Annotated in this window: 29 protein-coding genes; 10 read left to right on the forward strand and 19 right to left on the reverse strand. The window is 63.8% G+C overall.

What is annotated here, in order from left to right; genetic code table 11:
* The first annotated feature begins 8 nt into the window (after window positions 1-8).
* Both IEI94_RS15390 and IEI94_RS15395 read left to right on the forward strand, forming a co-directional pair.
* A complete protein-coding gene (locus IEI94_RS15390) occupies window positions 9-1211 on the forward strand; it encodes an MFS transporter (RefSeq protein ID WP_191168157.1) in 1203 nt (400 codons plus the stop codon).
* A gap of 64 nt (window positions 1212-1275) precedes the next feature.
* Window positions 1276-2073 carry an aminoglycoside adenylyltransferase family protein gene (locus IEI94_RS15395; protein ID WP_191168158.1) on the forward strand — a complete coding sequence of 266 codons (798 nt, stop codon included), beginning with the start codon at window positions 1276-1278 and terminating at the stop codon, window positions 2071-2073.
* On the opposite strand, the gene IEI94_RS15400 is transcribed toward IEI94_RS15395, so the two are convergent.
* Both IEI94_RS15400 and IEI94_RS15405 read right to left on the reverse strand, forming a co-directional pair.
* Complete coding sequence (locus IEI94_RS15400; protein WP_191168159.1) at window positions 2062-2601, reverse strand: GrpB family protein; 540 nt, start codon at window positions 2599-2601, stop codon at window positions 2062-2064. The two genes, IEI94_RS15395 and IEI94_RS15400, sit on opposite strands and share 12 nt — an antisense overlap.
* A complete protein-coding gene (locus tag IEI94_RS15405; RefSeq protein ID WP_191168160.1) occupies window positions 2567-3595 on the reverse strand; it encodes an AraC family transcriptional regulator in 1029 nt (342 codons plus the stop codon). The genes IEI94_RS15400 and IEI94_RS15405 overlap by 35 nt, the downstream gene beginning before the upstream one ends.
* A 153-nt stretch (window positions 3596-3748) precedes the next feature.
* On the opposite strand from IEI94_RS15405, the gene IEI94_RS15410 reads away from it, so the two are divergent.
* Complete coding sequence (locus tag IEI94_RS15410) at window positions 3749-4927, forward strand: MFS transporter (RefSeq protein WP_191168161.1); 1179 nt, start codon at window positions 3749-3751, stop codon at window positions 4925-4927.
* 40 nt (window positions 4928-4967) lie between these two features.
* Here IEI94_RS15410 and IEI94_RS15415 read toward each other — a convergent pair whose 3' ends face one another.
* From IEI94_RS15415 to IEI94_RS15425, 3 genes are read right to left on the reverse strand one after another with little or no spacing between them, the layout of a single operon-like run.
* Window positions 4968-5663 carry an aspartate/glutamate racemase family protein gene (locus IEI94_RS15415; RefSeq protein WP_191168162.1) on the reverse strand — a complete coding sequence of 232 codons (696 nt, stop codon included), beginning with the start codon at window positions 5661-5663 and terminating at the stop codon, window positions 4968-4970.
* 32 nt (window positions 5664-5695) lie between these two features.
* On the reverse strand, window positions 5696-6400 hold the full coding sequence (locus IEI94_RS15420; protein WP_191168163.1) for a DUF899 domain-containing protein: 705 nt from the start codon (window positions 6398-6400) through the stop codon (window positions 5696-5698).
* A gap of 13 nt (window positions 6401-6413) precedes the next feature.
* Window positions 6414-6809, reverse strand: a complete 396-nt coding sequence (locus IEI94_RS15425) for a VOC family protein (RefSeq protein ID WP_191168164.1) — start codon at window positions 6807-6809, stop codon at window positions 6414-6416.
* A gap of 237 nt (window positions 6810-7046) precedes the next feature.
* Here IEI94_RS15425 and IEI94_RS15430 point away from each other — a divergent pair, with 237 nt between their 5' ends.
* Window positions 7047-7946, forward strand: coding sequence for an arylamine N-acetyltransferase family protein (locus tag IEI94_RS15430; protein ID WP_191168165.1), 900 nt, complete (start codon window positions 7047-7049; stop codon window positions 7944-7946).
* A 6-nt stretch (window positions 7947-7952) separates the two neighbouring features.
* On the opposite strand, the gene IEI94_RS15435 is transcribed toward IEI94_RS15430, so the two are convergent.
* From IEI94_RS15435 to IEI94_RS15470, 8 genes are all read right to left on the reverse strand, one after another.
* Window positions 7953-8672 carry an SDR family oxidoreductase gene (locus IEI94_RS15435; protein WP_191168166.1) on the reverse strand — a complete coding sequence of 240 codons (720 nt, stop codon included), beginning with the start codon at window positions 8670-8672 and terminating at the stop codon, window positions 7953-7955.
* A 116-nt stretch (window positions 8673-8788) separates the two neighbouring features.
* Window positions 8789-10171: a PepSY-associated TM helix domain-containing protein gene (locus IEI94_RS15440; protein WP_191168167.1), complete on the reverse strand. Its 1383-nt coding sequence runs from the start codon at window positions 10169-10171 to the stop codon at window positions 8789-8791.
* Between the two features lie 69 nt (window positions 10172-10240).
* Entirely contained in the window at window positions 10241-10606 is a 366-nt protein-coding gene (locus IEI94_RS15445) for a hypothetical protein (protein WP_191168168.1), read from the reverse strand.
* Between the two features lie 119 nt (window positions 10607-10725).
* Complete coding sequence (locus IEI94_RS15450) at window positions 10726-11586, reverse strand: hypothetical protein (RefSeq protein WP_191168169.1); 861 nt, start codon at window positions 11584-11586, stop codon at window positions 10726-10728.
* A 5-nt stretch (window positions 11587-11591) separates the two neighbouring features.
* Complete coding sequence (nfo, locus tag IEI94_RS15455) at window positions 11592-12434, reverse strand: deoxyribonuclease IV (RefSeq protein ID WP_191168170.1); 843 nt, start codon at window positions 12432-12434, stop codon at window positions 11592-11594.
* 55 nt (window positions 12435-12489) lie between these two features.
* Window positions 12490-12951 (reverse strand): OsmC family protein, encoded by a 462-nt coding sequence (locus IEI94_RS15460; RefSeq protein ID WP_191168171.1) that lies wholly within the window; start codon window positions 12949-12951, stop codon window positions 12490-12492.
* Between the two features lie 54 nt (window positions 12952-13005).
* Window positions 13006-13647: a nitroreductase family protein gene (locus IEI94_RS15465; protein WP_191168172.1), complete on the reverse strand. Its 642-nt coding sequence runs from the start codon at window positions 13645-13647 to the stop codon at window positions 13006-13008.
* Between the two features lie 37 nt (window positions 13648-13684).
* Window positions 13685-14629: a DMT family transporter gene (locus IEI94_RS15470; RefSeq protein WP_191168173.1), complete on the reverse strand. Its 945-nt coding sequence runs from the start codon at window positions 14627-14629 to the stop codon at window positions 13685-13687.
* 72 nt (window positions 14630-14701) lie between these two features.
* Here IEI94_RS15470 and IEI94_RS15475 point away from each other — a divergent pair, with 72 nt between their 5' ends.
* The gene (locus IEI94_RS15475) at window positions 14702-15202 is read left to right on the forward strand and encodes a MarR family winged helix-turn-helix transcriptional regulator (protein WP_191168174.1); all 501 of its coding nucleotides are present in this window, start codon (window positions 14702-14704) and stop codon (window positions 15200-15202) included.
* 80 nt (window positions 15203-15282) lie between these two features.
* Here IEI94_RS15475 and IEI94_RS15480 read toward each other — a convergent pair whose 3' ends face one another.
* Window positions 15283-15645: a cupin domain-containing protein gene (locus IEI94_RS15480; protein ID WP_191168175.1), complete on the reverse strand. Its 363-nt coding sequence runs from the start codon at window positions 15643-15645 to the stop codon at window positions 15283-15285.
* Between the two features lie 115 nt (window positions 15646-15760).
* A complete protein-coding gene (locus tag IEI94_RS15485) occupies window positions 15761-16114 on the reverse strand; it encodes a hypothetical protein (protein WP_191168176.1) in 354 nt (117 codons plus the stop codon).
* Between the two features lie 161 nt (window positions 16115-16275).
* Here IEI94_RS15485 and IEI94_RS15490 point away from each other — a divergent pair, with 161 nt between their 5' ends.
* Window positions 16276-17172, forward strand: a complete 897-nt coding sequence (locus IEI94_RS15490; protein WP_191168177.1) for a LysR family transcriptional regulator — start codon at window positions 16276-16278, stop codon at window positions 17170-17172.
* Window positions 17173-17351: 179 nt separating this feature from the next.
* Complete coding sequence (gene thpD, locus IEI94_RS15495) at window positions 17352-18266, forward strand: ectoine hydroxylase (protein WP_191168178.1); 915 nt, start codon at window positions 17352-17354, stop codon at window positions 18264-18266.
* A gap of 127 nt (window positions 18267-18393) precedes the next feature.
* On the opposite strand, the gene IEI94_RS22815 is transcribed toward thpD, so the two are convergent.
* From IEI94_RS22815 to IEI94_RS15505, 3 genes are read right to left on the reverse strand one after another with little or no spacing between them, the layout of a single operon-like run.
* Window positions 18394-18528: a hypothetical protein gene (locus IEI94_RS22815; protein ID WP_263574630.1), complete on the reverse strand. Its 135-nt coding sequence runs from the start codon at window positions 18526-18528 to the stop codon at window positions 18394-18396.
* Between the two features lie 10 nt (window positions 18529-18538).
* Complete coding sequence (locus IEI94_RS15500; protein ID WP_191168179.1) at window positions 18539-18682, reverse strand: hypothetical protein; 144 nt, start codon at window positions 18680-18682, stop codon at window positions 18539-18541.
* A gap of 9 nt (window positions 18683-18691) precedes the next feature.
* Window positions 18692-19093, reverse strand: a complete 402-nt coding sequence (locus tag IEI94_RS15505; protein WP_191168180.1) for a RidA family protein — start codon at window positions 19091-19093, stop codon at window positions 18692-18694.
* Between the two features lie 121 nt (window positions 19094-19214).
* Here IEI94_RS15505 and IEI94_RS15510 point away from each other — a divergent pair, with 121 nt between their 5' ends.
* Both IEI94_RS15510 and IEI94_RS15515 read left to right on the forward strand, forming a co-directional pair.
* Window positions 19215-19832: a TetR/AcrR family transcriptional regulator gene (locus IEI94_RS15510; protein ID WP_224750159.1), complete on the forward strand. Its 618-nt coding sequence runs from the start codon at window positions 19215-19217 to the stop codon at window positions 19830-19832.
* A 49-nt stretch (window positions 19833-19881) separates the two neighbouring features.
* Window positions 19882-20718 carry a PhzF family phenazine biosynthesis protein gene (locus IEI94_RS15515; protein WP_191168181.1) on the forward strand — a complete coding sequence of 279 codons (837 nt, stop codon included), beginning with the start codon at window positions 19882-19884 and terminating at the stop codon, window positions 20716-20718.
* On the opposite strand, the gene IEI94_RS15520 is transcribed toward IEI94_RS15515, so the two are convergent.
* A complete protein-coding gene (locus IEI94_RS15520) occupies window positions 20708-21805 on the reverse strand; it encodes a class I SAM-dependent methyltransferase (RefSeq protein ID WP_191168182.1) in 1098 nt (365 codons plus the stop codon). The two genes, IEI94_RS15515 and IEI94_RS15520, sit on opposite strands and share 11 nt — an antisense overlap.
* Window positions 21806-21909: 104 nt before the next feature.
* Here IEI94_RS15520 and IEI94_RS15525 point away from each other — a divergent pair, with 104 nt between their 5' ends.
* Entirely contained in the window at window positions 21910-22926 is a 1017-nt protein-coding gene (locus IEI94_RS15525) for a GlxA family transcriptional regulator (RefSeq protein ID WP_191168183.1), read from the forward strand.
* The last annotated feature ends 1 nt before the right edge of the window (window position 22927 follow it).

Consider the following 22927-nt stretch of genomic DNA (forward strand, 5'->3'; position numbering starts at 1 on the left):
GTCTGGCCATGAACGGCAATCGCGTTCGGTTACTGTTTCTCAACCTGGGGCACGCCTACGCCCACTATTTCATGCTGATCCATCCTACCGTGGCGGTGATGCTGGAGAGGCGCGGCCAGGGCGAGTATGGCGAGCTGCTGTTACCGGCTACCGCGGGGTTCGTCGCCTTTGCGGCCTTTACGCTGCCGGCGGGCTGGCTGGGCGACCGCTGGAGCCGAAACGGCATGATGGCCCTGATGTTCCTGGGACTCGGGGTGGCTTCCATGCTGACAGGCGTTGCGAGTGGCCCTTACCAGATGGCGGCCGGGCTGTTTCTGATGGGCAGTTTTGCGGCGATCTATCATCCGGTGGGTATCGCCATGGTGGCGGAGAGCGGCGCAGGGGTAGGCCAAGCACTGGGCGTGAACGGCGTGTGGGGCAACATGGGCGTTGCGGCGGCGCCGCTGCTGACCGGTGCGCTCACGGGCATGCTCGGTTGGCAGGCGGCCTTCCTGATTCCCGGCGCGCTCTGTCTCGTCAGCGGCATCGCCTATCTGGCACTGGTGCCGGCCGAGCTCAGTAAGCGTGAGTCGACGCCTGAGATCGCCGATACCCCGCCGGCAAAAGCCTCGACGGCGCTGCCGGGCCGTATCCTCGCCTACCTGGTCATCACGGCATTGATGGGTGGGCTGGTGTTCGCAGCCACCACCGTAGTGCTGCCCAAGATCATGGAAGAGGCTTTCCGCGGTGGCGGGAATGGCTTGATCGGCGCCGCCGGGCTGGCCTCGCTGATCTTTGCCTGCGCCTCCATGGCGCAACTGGTCACCGGCAGGGCAGTGGATCGGGTCTCGCCGCGGCAGCTGATGCTGCTGCTGGCGCTGGTACAGGTGCCGCTGTTATTGCTGCTGATGACTCAGGAGGGGCAATGGTGGATCGTTTTACTGTCGCTGGGGTTGATGATAACGGTGTTCGGGGTCATCCCAGTGCAGGACGCCATCGTGGCGCGGCACGCCGTTAGCGGCTGGCGGGCGCGTGTCTATGCCGTGAAGTACGTGCTGTCGCTGGGCGTCGGTGCCCTGGCCGTGCCGGTCGTGGCCTGGGGTTACGATCCGGCCAGCGGATTCGAGCGGCTCTATCTGCTGCTGGCCGCCTGTGCCGTCGGAGTGGCGGTGGCAGCACTGCTGCTGCCGGCTCGTCGCTACCGGCAGGCAGCCCTCAGCGATAACGCCTAGCATCGACCATGGGGTGCCTGTTCGGCAGATGCTCGAAGCATGACAAGTTTTCATGGAGATCAGGATGACGCTCTCTTCACGGGCGAGCGGGCAACCGCTACCCACGGAGGCCAAGTCCGCATTCGACATTATCGTTCGCGAGCTGGGCGAAAGCGTGGTCGGCGTCTATCTATTCGGCTCGGCGCTGTCTGGTGGCCTGCGCCCCAATAGCGACGTGGACCTACTGGTCATCGTCAGTGACCCTCCCGACGAGTTGGCTCGAAGACGCCTGGTCGAGGCGTTGATGACGGTATCCGGCGGCCCTGAAGACGATGACACGCCCCGGCCGCTGGAAGTAACGCTGCTCTGTCGCCGTGAGCTGGCGCTCTGGCAATATCCGCCGCGAAGCGAGCTGGTCTACGGAGAGTGGTTGCGGGAGGAATTCGAGCAGGGCCGGATTCCTCCCACGGCAGCCGACCCCGACCTGGCCGTGGTGCTGGCCACCGCCAGGCAGGCCAGCCTGCCCCTGTGTGGCCCCGAGCTAACGGAACTGGTGGCGCCGATCCCCGAGGCGGACCTGCGGCGGGCGATGCTCGATTCGCTGCCTGGTCTGGTGGAGGGCTTGCAGGGCGATGAGCGCAACGTGCTGCTGACCCTGGCGCGGATGTGGATGACCCTCGAGACGGGAGAGATCGCTCCCAAGGATGTTGCCGCCGCCTGGGCGTTGGAGCGCTTGCCGCAGGAGTTCCAGGCCGAGATGTCGCTGGCGCGATGGGGCTATCTTGCAGGAGACGGCGACGATTGGACGCAGCACATGCCACAGCTGGAAGCGCTGGTGGAGTTCCTGCGGCGAGCTATTGAGAGGGGCGAATCAACTGCCTGAGCCGAGTACTGTACTGACGAAATCACTCTTGGCCCGGGTATAGGCTTCGCGGTCCGCCTGGTGGCGGGAAGCCAGCTCGCGCTTGAGAGCGGCGTAGCGTGCGGCCAGCGTCACATCGCTGCACAGGGCATCGCGAAAGTCCAGCCGCTGGCGCCACAGCTCGCCCTCATAGACCACCACGTGCAGATGGTGGGTGCGCCGGCCGTTGGCGTGGCGCATGAACCAGCGGCGGTCGCTCAGGCCGGCATTGAACTCGAGCGAGGTCACGTAGCCGTAATCGAGCAGCGAATCGAACAGGGCGTCGGCGACGGCCATGGAGGCGACACCGGCCATGATGTCGATGATGGGCTTGGCCGGCATGCCGTGAATGGCGGTACTGCCGATATGCTGTACGTCGAGCAGTTCGGCCGGGAAGCGCTTCAGCAGGCGGAGGCGCTCGGCGACGAAGCGTGCCGGCCAGTCAGGGGCGTAATCGGCCAGGTTTACCGGCTCATCAATGGCCAGCTGCAGCGACTGGGCGTCGTTCATTGGGGCTCCCAGGTGCGGAGGAAGATGTGGAGAAACCCGTGCCGGGTCCGCGCTGCTGACGCAGGGCCCCGGGCGGGTAACCATGGATACGCTTGAAGGCGCGGCTGAAGGCGGCGGTACTGCCGTAGCCCAGGCGGTAGGCCACGGTCTCGATCGGCTGTCGCTCCCGGCCTATCCACTGCGCCGCCAGGCGCATGCGCAGTTCGGTTACGTAGCGGTGCGGGGTCATGCCGGTGACTGCCAGGAAGCGTTCGGCGAACACCGAGCGCGAACAGCCCATCTCGGCGGCGAGTTCGGCCACCGTCCAGTGGCGCCCCGGTTCACGATGCAAGGCGGCAATGACGCGGCCCAGTCGCGGGTCGCGTAGCGCCTCTATCCAGCCGCTGGCGTCGCCGCAGCCGCACTCCACCCAGCCGCGCACGATGGAGGCGGAGACCACGTCGGCGAGCCGCGCGAGGATGGCGGCGAAACCCGCCCGCTCGCTCCTCGCCTCGCGTTCCATTGCTTCGAGCATGGGCAGGAGCTCGGGCTGTCGCTCGAGTAGGGTACCGACGTGCATCACCTCGGGCATTAGCGAGACCAGGGCGTGCATGCTGCCCAGGTCGAATTCCATGCAGCCGCTAAAGGTCAGGGCGCCTTCAAGGGTACAGCCCTGGGGGCAGGCGCGGATTGCGCTGACCGCCTCGCATAGCCTGGCACTTTCGAAGGCGGCGACATCCTGAGCCGGCTGGTCGGGGCTGGAGAGCAGGGCATGAGGGCCGCCGCGGGGCAGCAGCAGAGCATCGCCTGTGGCGAGGGTATGAACGCTACCGTTCGGGCTGCGCAGATAGACGGGCCCGCGCGCCACGAAGTGAAACTGTGCCCAGCCTGCTACCGTGCCGAACTCGACGCCTAGAGGCGGCGAGAGCTCGATGCGGCGGTAGGCGATACCGCGCAGGCGCATGCCGAGCAAAAGCTCGCTGACCAGATCGCTGGAGAGTTCCGGCTTGGGCATCTCGCGCTCCCTTCTGTTTCGGCATTTTTGCCATTATCCATGCGGTTCGGATGAATGATCAAATAATAGAGAGTATCTAGCATAGATCGTCCGGCTTGGCCCCTCTAGTCTTCTCGTTCCTGATGAATGCTTCTCTAGGAAGGGGAACGAGCAATGAACGAATCGGCATCGCGGGCACGGCCCGCATGGGGGGCGGTTATCTCGATGGCCCTCGGCGTATTCGGCTTGGTAACGGCGGAATTCTTGCCCGCCAGCCTGCTGACGCCAATGGCGGCGGACCTGGGCATTACCGAAGGCATGGCGGGCCAGGCGGTGACGGTGACCGCGGCGGTGGCCCTATTGACGAGTCTGCTGATCTCCACCGCTACCCGGCGCATCGACCGTCGTCATGTCCTGCTGGGGTTCTCGATGCTGCTGGTGGCTGCAAATCTGGTAGTAGCCTTCGCGCCCAACCTGACGGTACTGCTGTTCGGGCGCGTGCTGCTGGGGATGGCCCTGGGTGGGTTCTGGACCATGTCGATTGCCACCATGATGCGTCTGGTGCCCGAGGCCTTGGTGCCGCGGGGGCTATCGATCATGTTTAGCGGCGTTTCCGCGGCGACCATCGCCGCGGCCCCGTTGGGCAGCTATTTCGGGGACCTGCTCGGCTGGCGCGAGGTATTCCTCATGGCTGCAGTGCTGGGGCTAGTAGCACTGGTGGTGCAGTTCATGACCCTGCCGCGCATGGCGCCGAGTGGTCTGACCCGCCTGCGCACCCTGTTCGATGTGCTGATGCGCCCGCGGGTAGGGGTGGGCATGCTGGCCGCGGCCCTGGTTTTCACCGGTCATTTCGCCTTCTTCACCTATATTCGTCCGTTCCTCGAGACCGTCACCGGCGTGGGGGTGAACGGCGTTGCCGCCATCCTGCTGGGCTTCGGCGTGGCCAACTTCCTGGGCAACTACCTGGGTGGCTGGATGGCCGAGCGCAACCTGCGTCTGACCATGATCATGATGCCGCTGCTGATGGGCACGCTGGGGGTGTCGCTAGTGCTGCTGGAAAGCACACCGGCCACGGACGCTGCGCTGGTGGCGATGTGGGGGCTGGCCTTCGGCGCCATCCCCGTGGCGTGGTCCACCTGGCTCACCCGCACGGTGCCCGACGAAGCCGAAAGCGCCAGCGGCCTGCTGGTGGCCGCCATCAACCTGGCGATTGCAACCGGTGCCGCCGCGGGCGGGCTCATCTTCGATCTCGGTGGAGCCCTTAACGTATTTGCCGCCAGCGGCGCCGTACTGCTGCTGGCCGCCCTGATGATCTTGATGGGGGTCAAAACCCGGCCGTTGGCGACAGCGTGATTCACGAGGCCCGCGTCGGCGGGCCTTATATCCATCTTTGTTACTCTTCGAGGGCCCACCTGACCGCTTCCTCGGCGTGAATGGCCGTGGTGTCGTAGAGCGGCACCTCGGTATGGCGCTGCTCTACCAGCAGGGCGATTTCGGTGCAGCCGAGGATCACCGCCTCGGCGCCGCGCTCGCGTAGCGACTGGATGATCTCCAGGTAGCGCTGTCGCGACACCTCCTTCACCTCGCCCAGACACAACTCGGTGTAGATCACTTCATGCACCAGGTCGCGTTGCTCTGCGTGGGGTACCAGCACCTCGATGCCGAAGTCTTCGGCGATCCGCCCCTTGTAGAAGTCCTGCTCCATGGTGAAGCGGGTACCGAGCAGGCCGACACGGCGAATGCCGTCGTTGGCGAGGCGCTGCGCCGTGGCGTCGGCAATATGCAGGAGCGGAATCGAGATCGCCTCGGCGATTTGCGGTGCGACCTTGTGCATGGTGTTGGTCCCGATCAGCAGGAAGTCGGCGCCGCCGGCCTCCACGCGGCGGGCGGCGTGGCTCAGGATCTCGGCGGTGGCGGCCCAGTCGCCGGCGTGCTGCAGCCGCTCGATCTCGGCGAAGTCGACGCTATACAGGCATAGCTTGGCGGAGTGTAGTCCGCCCAGGGCGGCCTTTACCCCCTCGTTGAGGGCACGGTAGTAGCTCACGGTGGATTCCCAACTCATACCGCCGAGCAGGCCGATGGTCTTCATGGTCAGGCACTCCCTTTGTGGCCGTGGCTTGCTCAGATGTCGTACTCGTCGTGACGGCGGTTCCAACCATAGGGCGGCGTCTGCGGCCAACCCGCTGGCGAATCCTCCCAGTTCTCCTGGCGGCCATAGGGCGTGAGGTCCAGATAGCTCCATAGGCTGCCCAGGTATTCGACGCCGCGCTTACCACTGAAGTAGCTGCGAAAGACTCGCTCGCCGTCGCGCAGGAAGACGCTGATGCCATGGCGCTCACCACGGTCGGTGTCCGGGGCACAGCAGGTCTCGCTGGTCACCCCCATATCCTGGTTGAAGCTACTGCCCAGCGACGAGACCCAGGCTGGGTGCTGCCAGCCCATGCGTGCCTGGTAGCGAGCAAGCTTCTCCCGTGGTGCCCGGGAGGCCAGCACCAGTGTAGTGTCGCGGGCGTGCAGGTGGGCGGGGTGGGTCATGGCGTCCACCACCCAGGAGCAGCCGTCGCAGCCGGCCTCCCAGTCGGGCCCGAACATGAAATGGTAGACGATCAGCTGGCGGCGCCCTTCGAACAGGTCGAGCAGGGTAGCTTTACCCTGTGGCGCATCGAAGACGTAGTCGGCCCGCACCTCGACCATGGGCAGGCGTCGCCTCGCGGCGTTCAGGCGGTCGCGCTCACGGGTATGGGCCTTCTCGCGGACGAGCTGTACTTCCAAGGCTGCGCGCCACTCGTCCTGGGAGACGATGGGTGGCAGGGGCGAGGTCGTCATGGCGTCTTCCTCATCAAGTCAGGTTGAGTTGCCAGGAGACGCCGAAACGGTCGTTGAGCCAGGCGAAACGGGTGCTGAAACCGTAGTCGTCGGGTGGCATCAGGGTCTCGCCCTGTTCCGCGAGCTGTTCGAGAAGGCGTTCGAACTCCCCGAGGCTTTCGCACTCGACGAACAGTGACATCGAGGGGGTAAAGGTGAAGTCGTGTGTGACCGGGCTGTCGATGCATAGATAGCGGCGGCCGGCCAGGGTGAACTCGGCCTGCTTGACGCTGCCTTGCTTGCCAGGCTCGCCTGGGCCGTAGTGCTCGAGCCCCAAGATCTCGGCCCCCTCAAACAGTGAGACGTAGAAGCGCATGGCCTGCTCGGCATTGCCTTCGAACATCAGCTGTGGGGTGATGTGATGCGGCATCGGTACTCCTCCCTGAAACCATCGTAGAAGCTTAGCCGCTGCTTCCCGGCTGTACCAACTGGTTGAACCAAGCCTGGAAACGACTGGCATCGTCGCTGGCTATCAGGGCGATTGTGCTTTTGTTGCTTTACCTAGAGTTAACTTCAGGTATTAGGCTGCGTTTCAGGGTCTCTTTTGAAGTATCCACTTGAGCATTCACAAACAGCCTTGGGCCGCTTGGTATTAGGAGTGCACGTCATGCAGCAAGAAACGATCGCTTACCCCCTCCATGAGTCGGCCCGCTGGGAGACCCCGGCGCTCGATCTTGACGCCTATCTGGCACGCATCGATTACCGCGGACCTCTGACGCCCGACCTGGCGACATTGAGAGCCCTGCAGCAGGCGCACCTTGCCGCCATACCGTTCGAGAATCTGGAAATCGTCACCGGCGGCGAGATCCGTATCGACCTGGAAAGCCTTCAGGACAAGCTGGTACGGCGTCAACGCGGCGGCTATTGCCATGAGCAGAACACGCTGTTTGCCACGGTGCTGGATCGGCTTGGCTTCGAGGTCGCTGGGCGCAACGCCAGAATGTTGATGGGCGACGACGAGCGGGTGGTCACGCCGCTTGGTCATACGATGCTGGTGGTGACAGTGGCCGGCGGGGATTGGCTGGTGGATGTGGGGGTCGGCAATATCGGGCCGCGGGAGCCGATTCTGCTCAAGGTGGGCAACGAGGTGAGTCATGGCCCCTGGGAGTATCGGCTGGAGCGCTCGCCGTTGGGGCACTGGCTGCTGCGGCATAGACGGCAGGGTGAGTGGTTCAATATCTACCAGTTCAGTGACGAGCCCTGCTACCGCGCCGACTCTGGCGAATACAACTATCTGGCCTCTCATCATCCCGCATCGCCATTCGTGCGGCGGATCGTGGCTCAGCACAACGGTGCAGAGGTGCGGCTTGCCCTCACCGATCTGGAGCTGAAGATATTCCGCCCAGGCAAGGAGCCGGAGCTTCATAAGGTCGTTGCCGGTGAGCTGCCAAGCGTGCTGCAGGAGTGGTTTGGGCTGAAGCTGCCCGCGGAGCAGGAACGCGTGCTGCTTCGGCGAGCCGCGACGCTCACTGAGGCCACCATCGCGGAAGAGCCGTTGGGCGCTTGAGCGAGTCTAGAAGCGCATATCGCCTATGGCGGGCATCACCACCTCCTTGAGGTAAGCGCTCGGCGACAGCGCCAGCAAGGTTCGCACCAGGCTCACCACGTCGTGCATAGGGATGAACTCGCCATCGCCGCGTCGGGCCGCCTGCTCGAGAGGCACCGAGAGGTGGTCCTCGGTATTGAGGTGGCCGAGCTGCAGACAGGTAACCGCCAGGCGCTTATCGCGAAACCCTTCGCGTAGTGCTTCGGCGATGCCGCGCAGGGCGAATTTGGTGGCACCAAAGGTGACCTCCGGTCTGCCGTGGCCGGGTAGCGCGGAGGTCGAGCCAGTGAGGATGATGCGAGGGGCGGCGGAGCGCAGCAGCGCGGGAAGCAGCGCCTGGATCAGCAGGATGGCCCCGCTGACGTTGACCGTGACCATGCGCTGGATCTCTGCGGGGCTGTCCGTCAGGAAGCGGTAGTCCGGTTCGAAGGCCCGGCTTTCCCACAGCCCCAGGTTGTAGATCAGCACATCCAGTTCGCCCTCTGCCAGCGTCTCGGCCACCTGGGCAGTCGCCTGCTCGGGCGAGGCCAAGTCGGCCGCTATCCAGTCGATGGCGATGTCGGGGCGTTCGGGTAGCTTGGTTGGCACGCTGCGTGATACGCCGATCAGACCATCACCGCTGTCGCCCAGTCCTTCGATAAAGGCCCAGCCCAGGCCTTGGCTCGCTCCTACTACCATGATGCGCATCTGCACTCTCCTCGCTTAGCTGGGCCAGGCATTGGCCCATTCGCTGGCGAGGCTAGCCCCTCGACTTCACTTGAGGTCAAGCGCCGAAAGGCAGGCCGGAGCTGCGGGTGCTGGGCCTATAGGCGGCGCTGGCGTTGCCAGACCCACAGCCGGTCGAGTACCAGCATCGCCAGCAACGAGGCCCCCACCAGGGGAAAGATCACGCCGCCCAGGGCCAGAATGGCGATGACGCCGCGCAGTACCTTGGGGTCCTTGGGTAGCGGGGGCGTGCCGAGCTGGCCTGAAGGGCGACGCTTCCACCACATGATGGCTGCCGAGACGGCGAGCAGGACCATGGCCAGGCAGGCGATCAGCAGCACGATCTGGTTGGTGCGACCGAACTGTTGGCCGAGATGGACATTGATGCTCCACTCCAGCCAGCGACCCAGGGGGCCGTAGTCGGCATAGCGCATGTCGAGCAGTGGCTCGCCGCTGTATTGGTCCAGGTGCACGACGCGCTGCTGAGCCACGTCGTCCGGGTAGACCGAGCCGGTGAATACGCCATCCGGCGTGCTGGGCAGGTTGACCGCATAGCCGGGGTGCAGCCCCAGGCGTTCGAAGGTGGCCACGGCCTGGTCGAGGTCGATGGGCTCGACGTCATGCCGGTCGTGCGAGGAGAGGGGCACCTGGGCCCGCTCCAGCGACCAGGTGGTGGGGCCCAGGTGATCCAGGTGCTCGTCCGAGAGTGGCACCGCCACGCGCAGGCCGGCGGGGTAGCCGAAGTTGTTGCCGTTGGCCCACTCGTTGACCTTGCCGCCCCAGAGGTTGGACCAGGGCATGCCGGTGAAGGCCAGGAAAACGATAAAGGCGCCGACCAGCACGCCGGTGACGGCATGGGTGTCGCGCCAGAATAGCCGTCGCCTGGGGGTGCCGCGCACGCTGAGCACGCCGCCAAGTCGGCTGCTCCTGCTGTGCCGCGGCCACCACAGGTAGATGCCCGTCCCCACCAGCAGGATCGACCAGCCGGCGGCGATCTCGATCATCCCGCGGGCGATGGGGCCGAATAGGCGCAGGCTGTGCAGGTGACGTACCGTCCACATCAGGGTGCCGCGATCGGGTAGCCAGCCCAGCACCTCGCCGCGGTAAGGGTCGAGGTAGACGGCGATCGGCTCGCCCTCCGGGTTGGCGACGGTGATCTCGGCCGAGGCGTCTGGCGTCGCGGGGGCGCTGTACTTGAGCGGTGTGCCGGGCTGGACCTCGAGGGCCGCCGCCAGCAGGGTGGAGGACGGCAGTGGCGCTTGCTCCTGAACAGTGACGCGCTTGAGATCGGCATGCCACCAGGCATCCAGCTCGTCGTTGAATAGGTAAATAGCACCGGTCACGGCGAGAGTAACCAGAAAGGGGAGTACCAGCAGGCCGGCGTAGAAGTGCCAACGCCATATGGCGAGATAGAGGTCCTGGGTGGCACGTCGCGGCGCGGGGCGCGGCGAACTGGCCGCAACGTCGTGTGGGGTCTGCATGCTTCCTCCGATACGCATAAGGACCGCCTGGCCAGCTGGTGGCCAAGGCGGTAGTAACATCGAGTGGGGTTACGCGTGTGTAGCGGAAGGAGCGGGCGGGGCGCGAGCATCCGGCAGTAGCCGGGCGCGTTGGAATGCCCGACGGCTGGGCGGGGCATCCGGTGAGTCCTCGATCCACTCTGCTAGCGCGGCATCCAGGGCATGGGTCGGTACCGCCGTGGCGAAGCTGCAGGCCAACTGGCAGAGTGCCTGGCACTGGTCATGGAAGGAGGCGTCGTGGGCCGGGGCTGGATGGGAATCGCAGTCGGCATGATGATGGTCATGGTCATGGGAGCCATGGTGGCCATGTGACCCGCTGCTGATCATGCTGGCCTGGCCGTAGCTGCCCAGCGCTCCGATCATCAGCGTCAGCGCGACCATCAGAAGGGCAAGCATGCGCTTCCGAGGGAGGAGGGGGCCGTGTAAGCCCGGTCGCGTCATGAGCGTCGTTCCGTGTCGTGATCGGCTGCCAAGCTGGCGGAAACCAGTGAGTGAAGCCACTTTCCGATGCCGGGTCAATCCCGCTGCCTGCGGCGAATCAGCTCACGTGCCCAGTAGAGGGCCTCGGGATACTCGTCGCTATCCAGAACGAACTCCTGGCCTCGTGCCACGGCGTTCAGCTCGGTGTGGTCGGACCGTTGGCGCCAGCGTTGGCGATTGGCGTGGTAGCTCAGCGGTGTACGGCCATGCGCTGGATAGCACCAGCGCGGCAGCCGCCACTGTGAGATCCGCGTCGCCTGGGGTGCCGTCAGTTGCCGGTCCGGCGCGACGTGGGAGAAGGCGCCGGCACCAGGCAGTGGCTTGTCGAGTCCCGGCAGGGCGAGCCGGGAACGCGACAGATAGAGCATATTGCCGGAGTCTGCCGGGCGCCGAAAATGAGGGTGATAGTCCGCCCAGGCGTAGCGGTCGCCTCTGGCCTCGTCTACCGGCACGACCGACGCCACCTGTAGCCAACCCCAGATCATATGGCAGGGCCGTGCGCCGGGTGCCCAGCGCCAGCCGTCGGCATGGCGCTCTACGCGCCGGAACAGGCCGAAGAACACGAAGAGATCCCCCTGACCGACGCCATGATTGCGCAGGTGGCCCTGGGCCTGGCCGCTCTGCCCGAAGAGCGGCTGCCAGTCCCCTGCACGAGGCAGCATCTCGGGCAGCAGGTCGGGGTCGAAATGGGCGCCATGTTCCGCCGTGATCTTGCCGCGGGTGAGCGGCTCGACAAGCTGGCTTAGCGGCGCACCGTCGAAGCTGATGTCAGCATAGCGAATCGTCGAGGCCGCATCCGGGATCGGCAGGGCGAGTAGCCGACCGTCCGGCAGGATGGGGCTGGGTACGCCGCCGGCGGAGGAGTCGAAGCCCTTGCGGCTGAGGATCAGTTTCATGGCGATCAGTGCTGCTGGGCGCGCAGCCAGGCGATCTCTTCGGCCCAGATCGCCGGCTCGATGGTCTCCAGCACCATGGGAATGGCGTCGATGCGCGGGTCGCGCATGATGGTGGTAAAGGCGTCGAGGCCAATATTGCCCTGGCCCAGGCTATGGTGACGGTCGACACGGCTGGCAAAGGCGCTCTTGGCGTCGTTCAAGTGCATGCCGCGCAGATACTCGAAGCCGACCACCTTGCCGAGTTCGTCGAGGGTGGCGGTGCAGGCCTCCGCGGTGCGCAGGTCGTAGCCGGCGGCGAAGGCGTGACAGGTATCGATGCACACCCCGACCCGCGACTTGTCGTCGACCTGGTCGATGATCTCGGCCAGATGCTCGAAGCGCCAGCCCAGGTTGGTGCCCTGGCCGGCGGTGTTCTCGATCACCGCGGTGACGCCGCGGGTCTCGGCCAGCACCAGGTTGATGGAGTCGGCGATGCGGGTGAGGCATTCGCTCTCGCTGATCTTGTTGAGGTGGCTGCCGGGGTGGAAGTTGAGCAGCGAGAGGCCGAGCTGTTCGCAGCGCTGAAACTCATCGAGGAAGGCGTCTCGGGACTTCTCCAGCCCCTCGGCTGACGGGTGCCCGAGGTTGATCAGGTAGCTGTCGTGGGGAAGGATCTGCCCTGGCCCGAAGCCGTGTTCACTGCACGCCGTGCGGAAGGCGTCGATGGCGTCGTCGCTGAGCGGCTTGGCCTTCCACTGGCGCTGATTCTTGGTGAACAGCGCGAAGGCATCGGCGCCGATCTCCACCGCACGCAGCACGGCCTGATCCGGTCCACCGGCGGCACTGACGTGGGCACCGAGGTATTTCATGAGACGAATATCCTTGAGCTAGGCGTTATAGAAGGCCAAAGCTTAGCATCGCCTTTCACTGCGGCACGATGGTCGGTTCGCATGTCACCGGGAAGTTGACCGAGTTGGCGATAAAGCAGAGTGCATGGGCGTTCTCATGCAGGCGTTCGGCGAGTCGTGCATCGCTGTCGCCGCTGACGGTGACCCGTGGCCGCAAGGTCACTTGGGTAAAATGACCGCCGCCGCTGCTGGTCAGGGCCATGCTGCCCTGAGCCTGGTCGATATAGTCCTCGACGACGATCTTGGCCTCGGCGCACAGGTGTAGGTACCAGAGCATATGGCAGGCGGAGAGGGAGGCGACCAGCATGTCTTCGGGATTATGGCGCCCGGCATCGCCTAGGAAGGCGGGATCTGCTGAGCCCTGCAGCGTGACCTTACCGGCTATCTCGATCTCATGGTCACGCGAATAAGCGCGGTAGTCACGAGTGCCGCTGCCCTGGTTGCCGGTCCAGGTGACCCGTACTTGGTAGTCGTGCATTGCGATGCTACTCCATGTTGAGGCTAACCTTAGGGAGCCGGCGACGAGGAGCTGTCATGCCGACGGCATCGGGATAAACAGCTTCTCGTGTGGCCAGCGCACCTTCTCGAGGCCGGCATGGCGGTCGGCGCTGCTGTCACGATAGCCTAGTGCCATCAGCACGACGCTGCGCAGATTCTGTTTCCTGAGCCCCAGCAGGTCATCCAGCGCCGCCGGGTCGAAGCCTTCCATTGGCGAGGCGTCCACCCGCTCCGTGGCCGCCGCGGCAAGTGCCGTGCCCAGTGCCAGGTAGGCTTGTTTGGCAGCCCAGTGAAACTTGTCCTGGTCGGAGGCAAAGCCACTGACGGTGTCTTTGATGGCATTTCCATATGCCGCCAGTTCGTCTGGGTGCTGGCCGCGGGTCTTGGCGGTGAGCCGGATCAAGTCGTCGACGTGTGCCTCCTCGACAGAGTCCCAGGCGGCGAACACCAGCAGGTGTGAGGACTGGGTGATCTGGGGCTGGTCGAAGGCCGCCGGACTTATCCTTTCGCGAAGTGCCGGGTCCTCGATCACCAGCACGGAATAGGGCTGTAAGCCGTAGGAGGAGGGGGCTAGGCGCACCGCCTCCAGGATCCTGTCGAGCTGTGCCTGGGGCACCTGCTTGCCATTCATGCGCTTGGTGGCATAGCGCCAGTTTAGAGCATCGATAAGGCTCATGAATCACTCCTTGCAGGGGATGATGAGGGGGATGCCATCAGGTGGCTGTGGCATCCCTCGAGGTGGACGCGGCTCGGGCGCCGCGATGAAAAATAACGGTACCGAGCACTACCAACAATGCGGCCAGACCCAGGTTGGGAGGCGGGGCCTCACCGAGCGCGAGTACCGCGATGAGAGTGCCGACCAGTGCCGCTACTATGCCGATCTGGCTCAGGTAGACAGGACCGGCGAGCTTCTGCAGCACGAAGTAGAAGAGGTAGAGCACCGAAAATACGGCGATTTCCAGGAGCAGCAGCCGGAGTACCATCTCGGTAGTGAACAACGCTTGAGACTGGCCTGGCTCGAACAGCAGGACGAAGGGTACCAAGGTCACGGCTCCGCCCAGCATCATCAGTGCTGCCAGAAATACCGGTGAGCTATCGGTAGGCCAGCGCAGGGTGCGGTAGATGTTGCCGAGCGCGATTACCAGCGGCATGGCGAGCACCAGCAGGACCCAACCCAGGGCATCGCCGGACCCGCCGGCCTTGGCCGTGGCCAGCACCAGCCCACCGGAGAGCCCTAGCAGTACGCCCAGCAGTCGCAGAGCACGCAAGCGCTCGAGGCTTAGCCAGACGGCCAGTATCCAGGTAATGAGTATCGGAAAGGCAAAGCTCAGCGAGATGAACCCCGCGCCGACATGGCGTACCGCAAGGAAGGCCAGCGCATTGGGAATGGCGAACAGCGCCCCGGCGACGGCGGCATACTCGAGGGTGCGGCGATTTAATGCCATGGCCTGACGCTGCAGCGCCCCGATAACACCCAGCACGATGCCAGCACCGGTCATGGCCGCCATCAGGAAGGTAAGTCGCGGTGCTCCGGCACCATCGGCCAATTTGGCCACCACCAGCGATAGCGCCAGGAAGGTGCCGACCAGTAGCAGGCAGCTTAAGGCGCGGAGTCCTGCCCGATTTGAACTCTTGCGCCTCTGCAATCCGTTCGACATCATCCAACTCCCGTAGCTCGGCAGAAAGTATCTTTTCGTCGAGTATCTTAGTATCAAGATAGGTGGTTGGCAATGAACAGAGTGAAATCGGCGATCGCCCAGTGGCAGCATGAGATGCCCACCCTCGACTTGCTTCCGATGGAGGTGGTCGGTTACCTGAAAGCCAGCCAGCTTGTGACTCGGAGCCGGCTGGAGGCGTTCTTCAAGCCGTATGGCCTGCAATTGGGCGAGTTCGATGTGCTAGCTACCCTGCGTCGCTCCGGATCGCCCTATGCGCTGACACCAACCCAGCTGTTCGAAGCGCTGATGGTCTCGTCCGGGGGCATGACCAACCGGCTGGATCGCCTGGAGCGGGCCGGGCTGATCGTGCGTGCTCCCAACCCCGAGGATCGTCGTGGCACCTTGGTATCGTTGACGGAGAAGGGGCTGGGGCTGATGAGCGAGCTCATTCCGCTACATGTAGAGAACGAGGCAAGCATGCTTGCTGCTCTGAGCCGTGAAGAGCAGCAAACGTTAGGTTTCCTGCTCGGCAAGCTGCTCGATGGCCTGGAAGGGGAGTCTTACGACAAGTAGGTCGCATTATCATGTTCGAGCAGGCTTAGCCGATCTCACGGTCGGGACGTGGCGACCTGGGCACGCCGTCGGGCGAGCGGTCACACCCAGACATCGTTCTCCGCCTGGAGCTCGCCGCCGGCTTCCCCTGTGTTGACCAGGCCCTGGGGCTCGATGAGCAGGATCTGACACTCCTCCCTGGCGAATGGTCTATGCTCCACGCCTTTGGGTATGACGGTCATCTCACCTGCGGTGAGATAAATGGTGCGGTCCCGCATCTCGATGCCCATGGAGCCCTCGATCACCACGAAGACCTCGTCCGTATCCTTGTGATCATGCCACACGAACTCACCCCGGATTTTCACCAGCTTGAACTGGTAGTCATTCATCTCCGCTATGACGCGAGGTGACCACAGGTCGGAAAACTTGCCGAGCTTCTCAGTGAAGTTGATGACGTCTGACATCGGTGAGGACTCCTTATTCACTTGCGGCCGTCGCTGCTGGAACAGAGAGGCGCACGACACTCGTCAGTTTCGTTGGCAAGCATGCGCCCCGCAGGGCCCATGCTCAGTGGCTTGGTCAGTAGACAGCCTTGCCCGGCCGTGTGGCTGCGTCAAGCAAGCCGCTACGCTTGCGCAGCGCCCTGCACCCCTCGAGGGCCTTGAACGCATCCACTTTCAACGGCAGGCGCGATGCCCACAGGATGTCATTACGGTGGTGTCCCATGTCCTCGAGGATATGGTCGTCATAGGCGAGCAGCGGCAGGAAGCGTTGCCGGAACTGCCGGCGCCGGCGATAGATGTGCCACCAGTGCTCGACGGCAGTGATCAGCCCCAGCGGAGGCATCGCCGGCATAAAGAGATCCGGTTTGGCAGGTGGTGCCGGCTCGTCAGCGACGGGTTGCGGGCGGCGAAACGGTTCGTACTGGCTCATCTTGCACCTCCATCCCAGCAGCCGCCCGTTGAGCGGCTGCGGTGACTATCGGGTTGTGAATGGAGGGTCGCGACCTCTGATTGACAGCATGGTGTCTCTCTTTTGATCAAACAAACGAAAAGGTCTACAGTTTCAGTTAAGAAAAATTGAAAGGTGTGACCATGACACAGATGCCTTCACTCAGCGGCCATCGTGCCTTGCCCTTGCTGGATAGCGATGTGCTGCGGACCTTCGTGACGATTGCCGAGAGCGGCAGTTTTACGCGTGCCGCACAGCAGGTCTTCCGCACGCCGTCGGCGCTGAGCATGCAGATCAAGCGCCTCGAGGAGATCCTGGGCCAGCCGCTGTTCGTGCGCGAAGCCCGCCAGGTACGACTGACCCCTGAGGGTGAGGTGCTGCTGGGCTATGGTAGACGCCTGCTCAAGCTCAACGAGGAGGCGGTGACGCAGTTTCTGGCACCTACGCTTCAGGGTCGGGTGGGGTTTGGTACCACCGATGATGTCGGTACGCGCATTTTGCCCGGTGTGTTGGCTCAGTTCGCCCGTTCGCATCCGGCGGTGCATGTCGATGTGGTGGTAGGCAGTAGCGCCAGCATGCTGCAGCGCCTGGATGCCGGGGAGCTGGACTTGATACTGATCACCGCTGGCAATCCGGGCCAAGAGCCACGCGGCGAGATCGTGCATAGCGAGCCGTTGGTATGGGTCGGGCGCGAGGGGGGGGTGGCCGTGCAGCGTTCACCATTGCCGGTGGCGTTGGCCCATCAGGGCTGCGCCTGGCGGAAAATGGCGCTGGATGCCCTCGACAGTGCTGGCATCGGTTACCGCATCGCCTATACCTGCGAGCACTCCGCAGGGCAGGAGGCGGCGATGCTCGCCGACCTTGTCGTATCGCCCTTCCCGCGTAGCTTGATTCGTGCACCGCTACGGCGCATCGAGCAGGATCAACTGCCGCCGCTGGGTGATTACCAGATAGCGCTAGTCAAGCGCAGTGACCTTGGTGAGGCGAGCGACGCTTTGGCCGGGCATGTGATGGATGCCTTTGGGCAGGCCCACCGCTGACGGCCTCATTACTATACCGCTAGTGTAAGGGACATTTGTGATGGTGCCTGCCGTGCGAGTGGCGAAGCGGGGCGGTTTCTTCGGGCGCTCAGCGGATTGCTGAGAAGGGAGATGGAGACTACGTTGGGGGTGGGTGCAGTGACGCACCGGCTAAATGCAAACTAACGGAGGAGTTTGCCATGAGAGACTCTCAAGATCTCTTTCCCACCCGCCTGGAACGCAAACTGGGCATGTTCGAGCGCATCGATCCGGTAGTGTACGGCGACGAGTCGCAGCTCGCCAGCGGGCCACTGGATAAAGCGCAGATCGAAGCGTATGAGCGCGACGGATTTCTGTCATTCGAAGGCTTCTTCGATCCTGACGATATGCAGGCCTTTATCGACGAGCTGCGCGACTATGAAGACGATGCCGATCTGAAGCTTTCCGAAGGTACGGTTCTCGAACCCGGTCGCGAGGAAATACGCACGGTGTTCGGCATTCATCAGGTGTCCCAGCGCTTCAGCCGCCTGACGCGAGATCCTCGTCTACTGGCGATCGTCAAGCAGCTGCTGGACAGCGATGTCTATATCCATCAATCACGGATCAACTACAAGCCAGGTTTCAAGGGCAAGGGCTTTGACTGGCACTCAGATTTCGAGACCTGGCACAGCGAAGATGGCATGCCCCGTATGCGTTCGCTGAGCTGTTCCATTGTGTTGACGGATAACGGTGAGTTTAACGGGCCGCTGATGCTGATTCCCGGTTCGCATCGCTATTTCGTCCCTTGTGTGGGGCGCACGCCGGAGAACAATTACAAGGAGTCGCTCAAGAGCCAGGAAGTCGGGGTGCCACCCGCCAGCAGTCTGCGCGAGATAATGCTGGAGAATGATATCGAAGCGCCTAAAGGGCCCGCCGGGTCGCTGATCATCTTCGAGTGCAATACGCTACATGGCTCGAATATCAATATGTCATGTTGGCCTCGGAGCAATCTGTTCTTCGTCTACAACAGCGTCGAGAACACGCTCCAGGATCCGTATTGCGGCAATCGGCCAAGGCCCGAGTTTTTGGCCGAACGCTCCGATTGGCGGCCGTTAAAGCCGTTGGGTGAGTCGTAACGATGATCGCCTCGTCATATGCTTGCAGATCACCGCCGTATACCCGAGCCAGTGCTGACTCGCTGTGGTGTCGTAGCGATAGGGCCTCTTTAGCCACTGTCGTTGGCCTTCGCTATGACTCGATCGATCATGGCCGAATCATCAGCGTGTGACGCAGTGTAAGGATTTCACTCCTCATAGGGCTCATCGGTGCGCGCTGCCTTGGGCGCCTGGCTTCCTCGATCAGCTCGTCGCGGGTCATCCGGTCGAGGTCTTCATCCATTGATACCTCCTTATGGTTTTGACAGGCCTCTCTTCAGCCCGTCGGTGGCGATACCGCTCGCTGCAGTATTGGTTAGTCTGTCGGTGTGTTCAATTTGGGGAAAGAGCCTGTTGGTAAAATGCATCGCCGCTGCTCCAGCGGCGATGCGCTTCAAGGGTGATCCTTACGCTGCCGCTTGTGGAAGTCGGGCGATGACCTTGATCTCGAAGTCGAACCCGGCCAGCCAGTTCACGCCCACGGCGGTCCAGTTGGGGTAGGGCGGTTCGCCAATCGCTTTCGTTCGAACCCTGTCGATCGCTTCCCACTGGGCGGCGGGATCGGTGTGGAAGGTGGTCACATCGACGATGTCGTCGAAGGTGCAACCGGCGGCGTCGAGAACGGCGGCAAGATTGTCGAAAGCAAGCTGTACCTGGCTCTCGAACTCCGGCTCAGAGGAGCCGTCCTCACGGCTGCCGACCTGGCCCGAGACGAAAAGGAAGTCGCCTGAACGGATCGCCGCCGAGTAGCGGTTGATGTCATAAAGCGCCTGCCGGCCGGCAGGAAACACTGCATCGCGTTTGGTCATCTGTCTGCTCCGGTTGAGGGGCGTTGATATACGCCCCGTATGTTGGGATCTTGACACATACGCGGCGTATGTCAATTCGCATACACACTGTATGTTAATATTGGCGATATCGAGCTGGCATATGGATAAGTTTGAGGAGTGTGCAGTGGCGTCGAAGCGTACGCAGATGATGGAAGAGACCAGAGCCAAACTTATACGAGCCGCTCGCAAGGCCTTCGCGGTCAAAGGCTATGCGGCCGCTTCGATGGACGATATCACTGCCGAAGCGGGGTTGACGCGAGGAGCGCTCTACCACAACTTCGGCGGCAAGCAGGGGCTGCTACAGGCGGTGGTCGATCAGATCGATGACGAGATGGTAGCCAAGATGCTGGCTGTGCATGATCGAGCGGCGAGCCCATGGGAGGGGCTACTCGACGAAGGCGTGGTGTATATCGAAATGGCGCTGGAGTCGGAAGTGCAGCGCATCATGCTGCTGGATGGGCCGGCGGTGCTCGGCGACCCATCGCAATGGCCCAACCAGAATGCTTGCCTGCTGCGCACGGCGCAGACCATCCAGGCGCTCATTGATGAAGGTGTGGTCAAGCCAGTGGATGCGGAAGCCGCTGCCCGGCTGATCAATGGCGCGGCGCTCAACGCCGCCCTGTGGATCGCCGCCGCCGACGAGCCCCGCACCGTGCTGCCGAAGGCTATCGACGCATTCCGCCAGTTGGCTTCCGGTTTACTTAAAGCCGAGGGATGATAAGTACATGCTTCAACCTTTGGCGGTACCGCCTACATAGGAGATTCTTATGAGTGGAACTCTCTATCGCTTGGCTGCCTTTACCGACGATCCAAACGGCGGCAACCCTGCCGGGGTGTGGCTGGGCGTGGCGCTGCCTGAGCCCGCGGAGATGCAGCGTATTGCCGCGGAAGTGGGCTATTCCGAAACGGCCTTCATTGCCGGGGAGGGTGAGCGGCGCACGGTACGCTACTACAGCCCCGAGGCGGAGGTGAGCTTCTGCGGCCACGCCACGGTGGCTGGAGGCGTGCAGCTAGGACAGCTCAGCGGCGCGGGCACTTATCGGCTGGATACGGCGGTGGGCGAGGTGATGGTCACGGCCAATCAGATGGAGGGGGCGTGGCAGGCGTCGCTGGTGTCGGTCACGCCGGCATTTCGGCCCGCGGAGCCGGCACTGGTCGAGGACGTGTGCGAGCTGCTCGGCTGGCAGAGGGATGTACTCGATCGGGAGATTCCTCCTGCGCTAGCTTACGCCGGGGCCTGGCACCTGGTGCTGGCATGTCAGGAGAAGCAGCGCCTCGAGCGGCTCGAGTACGACTTCGAACGGCTCAAGGCGCTGATGCTGCGGGAGGGGCTGACCACCCTGCAGCTGGTGTGGCGCGAGAGTGAAACACGCTTCCATGTCCGCGATCCGTTCCCGGTGGGCGGGGTGGTGGAGGATCCCGCCACCGGTGCGGCGGCCGCGGCGTTGGGTGGCTATCTGCGCGATGCGAGCCTGCTCAAGGCGCCCGCCCAATTGATAATTCGCCAGGGTGAGGCGATGGGCCGACCCAGCCGCCTGCAAGTGGATATTCCGCTCTCAGGGGGCATCGTCGTCACCGGGCAGGCGGTGGAGCTCATGGCCTGAGCACCCAGTAGTCGTTCTGGATGTCGTGCGGCAGCTGATGCACTTCGATGGCGCCGAAGCCGGCCTTGCCGAAGTACTCCCGTGCCTTCTCTCGGCCCCACATCGTTCCCAGCCCTTCTCCGCCCTGGGCGAGGGAGACGCTCATGCAGTGCATGATCGAGAGGGTGTAGAGCAGGGTACCCATGGGGTGGTCGCGGTCGCCGTGGTGGTGGCTGGATGAATGGATGTCCTGAGCCAGGTACACGCCATCCTCGCGCAGGGTACGGCGAATGCCCTTGAGCAGATTCAGCGGATAGGCCTGGTCGTGGATGGCATCGAAGGTGGTCACCAGATCGTAGTGCTCCGGTGGGGCCGTGCGGTCGAAGTCGCTGAGGTCGCGCTCCTCGAAGCGCAGGTTCGTCAGGCCGCGACGTGCGGCTTGCTCCGCCGCCCAGCCAATGGCCTCGGCAGAGAGGTCGTAGCCGGTAAAGCGGCTGTTGGGAAAGCGATCGGCGAGCTTCATCAGCGCGAGGCCACGGCCGCAGCCCAGGTCGAGCACGTCGATGCCTTGTTCCAGCCTTTTCGGCAGTTCCGCTGCCAGGGGCAGGATGGCGTCGAACAGCACCGGCAGTACCGTCTGGCCGCTGTCCTCGGCCATGACGTCATGGAAACGAGCGTAGCGCGAGTACGGTACGCCGCCGCCGTGGTGGAAGCATTCCAGCACATCATCTTCCACCTGGCCCATCAATGGCAGGTATTGGGAGAACACGGCGAGGTTGGCCTCGCCGCCGTCGGTAATCAGTGCGGCGTGCTCGGGCGGAAGGCGGTAGGTCATGGTCTGCGGGTCGTGCTCGACCAGCGCCGCGACGGTCGCGCCGCCCAGCCATTCACGAACGTAGCGCTCGTCGAGCTTCGCCTTGGTGGCAAGCTCGCTGCTGGTCACCGCCTCGCCGTCGGCCAAGTGAGTGAGCAGGCCGCTGCGGTGGGCCAGCGAGATCAACTGCAGCATGGCGCCTTCGTTGAGCGCGGATACGAAGCGGGCTTCAAAGTCGGCGGCGCGGGAGGCGTCGAAGCCGTCGTCAGCGGTAGACTTGGTTTGGGCAGTCATGGCGGTTCTCCTCGGGTCTTGTTGTGTGCATTGGCGCGTCCATTCTGGCGCTCCCGGCTGGGCTACACTGAAGTCCCTACGGACAGAAACCGGCGATTTCCGCCATGTCGATACACAAACCCACCATCGCACTGCTGGCGATTCCCGAATCGGCGGCTTCCACCCTGTACGGGGTGTACGACGTCTTCGCCGCTGCGGGGCGCGATTGGCCCGCCCTGATCGAGGGCAAGGCCGGTGAGCCGCTCTTCGTGCCGCAGGTGGTCGCCCGCACCGGCCCCCATGAGCTGACCATCGCCAACGGCGTGCGCATCGTTCCCGATGCCGGGCTGGATTGGGTGCCCGATGTGGTGTGCATCCCCGAGATCATGCTGCCACCGGAAACGCTGCTCGAGGGCCGCTATGGCGACGAGGTCGAGTGGCTCAAGCGCTGCCACGCAAACGGCACCATCCTGGCGACCGCCTGCTCGGGAGCTCTGTTGCTGGCCGAGTCGGGCCTGCTGCAAGACGAAGATGCCACCACCCATTGGGCCTACTGCGATGTGCTGGGGCGTTATCCGGGCGTTCGGGTGCATCCGCATCGCGCGCTGGTGATCGGGGGCACCGGGAGTCGCCTGGTCATGGCCGGGGGCGGCACCTCATGGAGCGATCTGGCGCTGTATCTTGTCGCACGCCTGGCCGGGGTCGACGAGGCGATGCATCTCGCCAAGCTGTTCCTGATCGACTGGCATGCGGCCGGTCAGCTTCCCTTCGCCATGCTTGCACGCACCCGTCAGGCCGAGGATGCCGTCATCGCCCGCTGCCAGACATGGATCGCCGAGCACTACGACGAGCCGTCCCCCGTGGCCCACTTGATCGAGGTCTCGGGGCTCAGCGAACGCAGTTTTCACCGTCGCTTCAGGAAGGCTACCGGCCTCTCACCCATGGAGTACGTGCATACCCTGCGCCTGGAAGAGGCCAAGCAGATACTGGAGAGCGAGATGGTGCCCGTGGATGCCATCGCCGAGGCGGTGGGCTATGAGGATGCCGCCTTCTTCGGTCGGCTGTTCCGGCGCAAGGTCGGCCTGACTCCGGCCCAGTATCGGCGACGTTTCGGGGGCCTGCGCAAGGCGCTGACGGGTTGAG

It is taken from the genome of Halomonas sp. ML-15 (genome assembly GCF_014779595.1).
Taxonomy (GTDB): Bacteria; Pseudomonadota; Gammaproteobacteria; order Pseudomonadales; family Halomonadaceae; genus Franzmannia.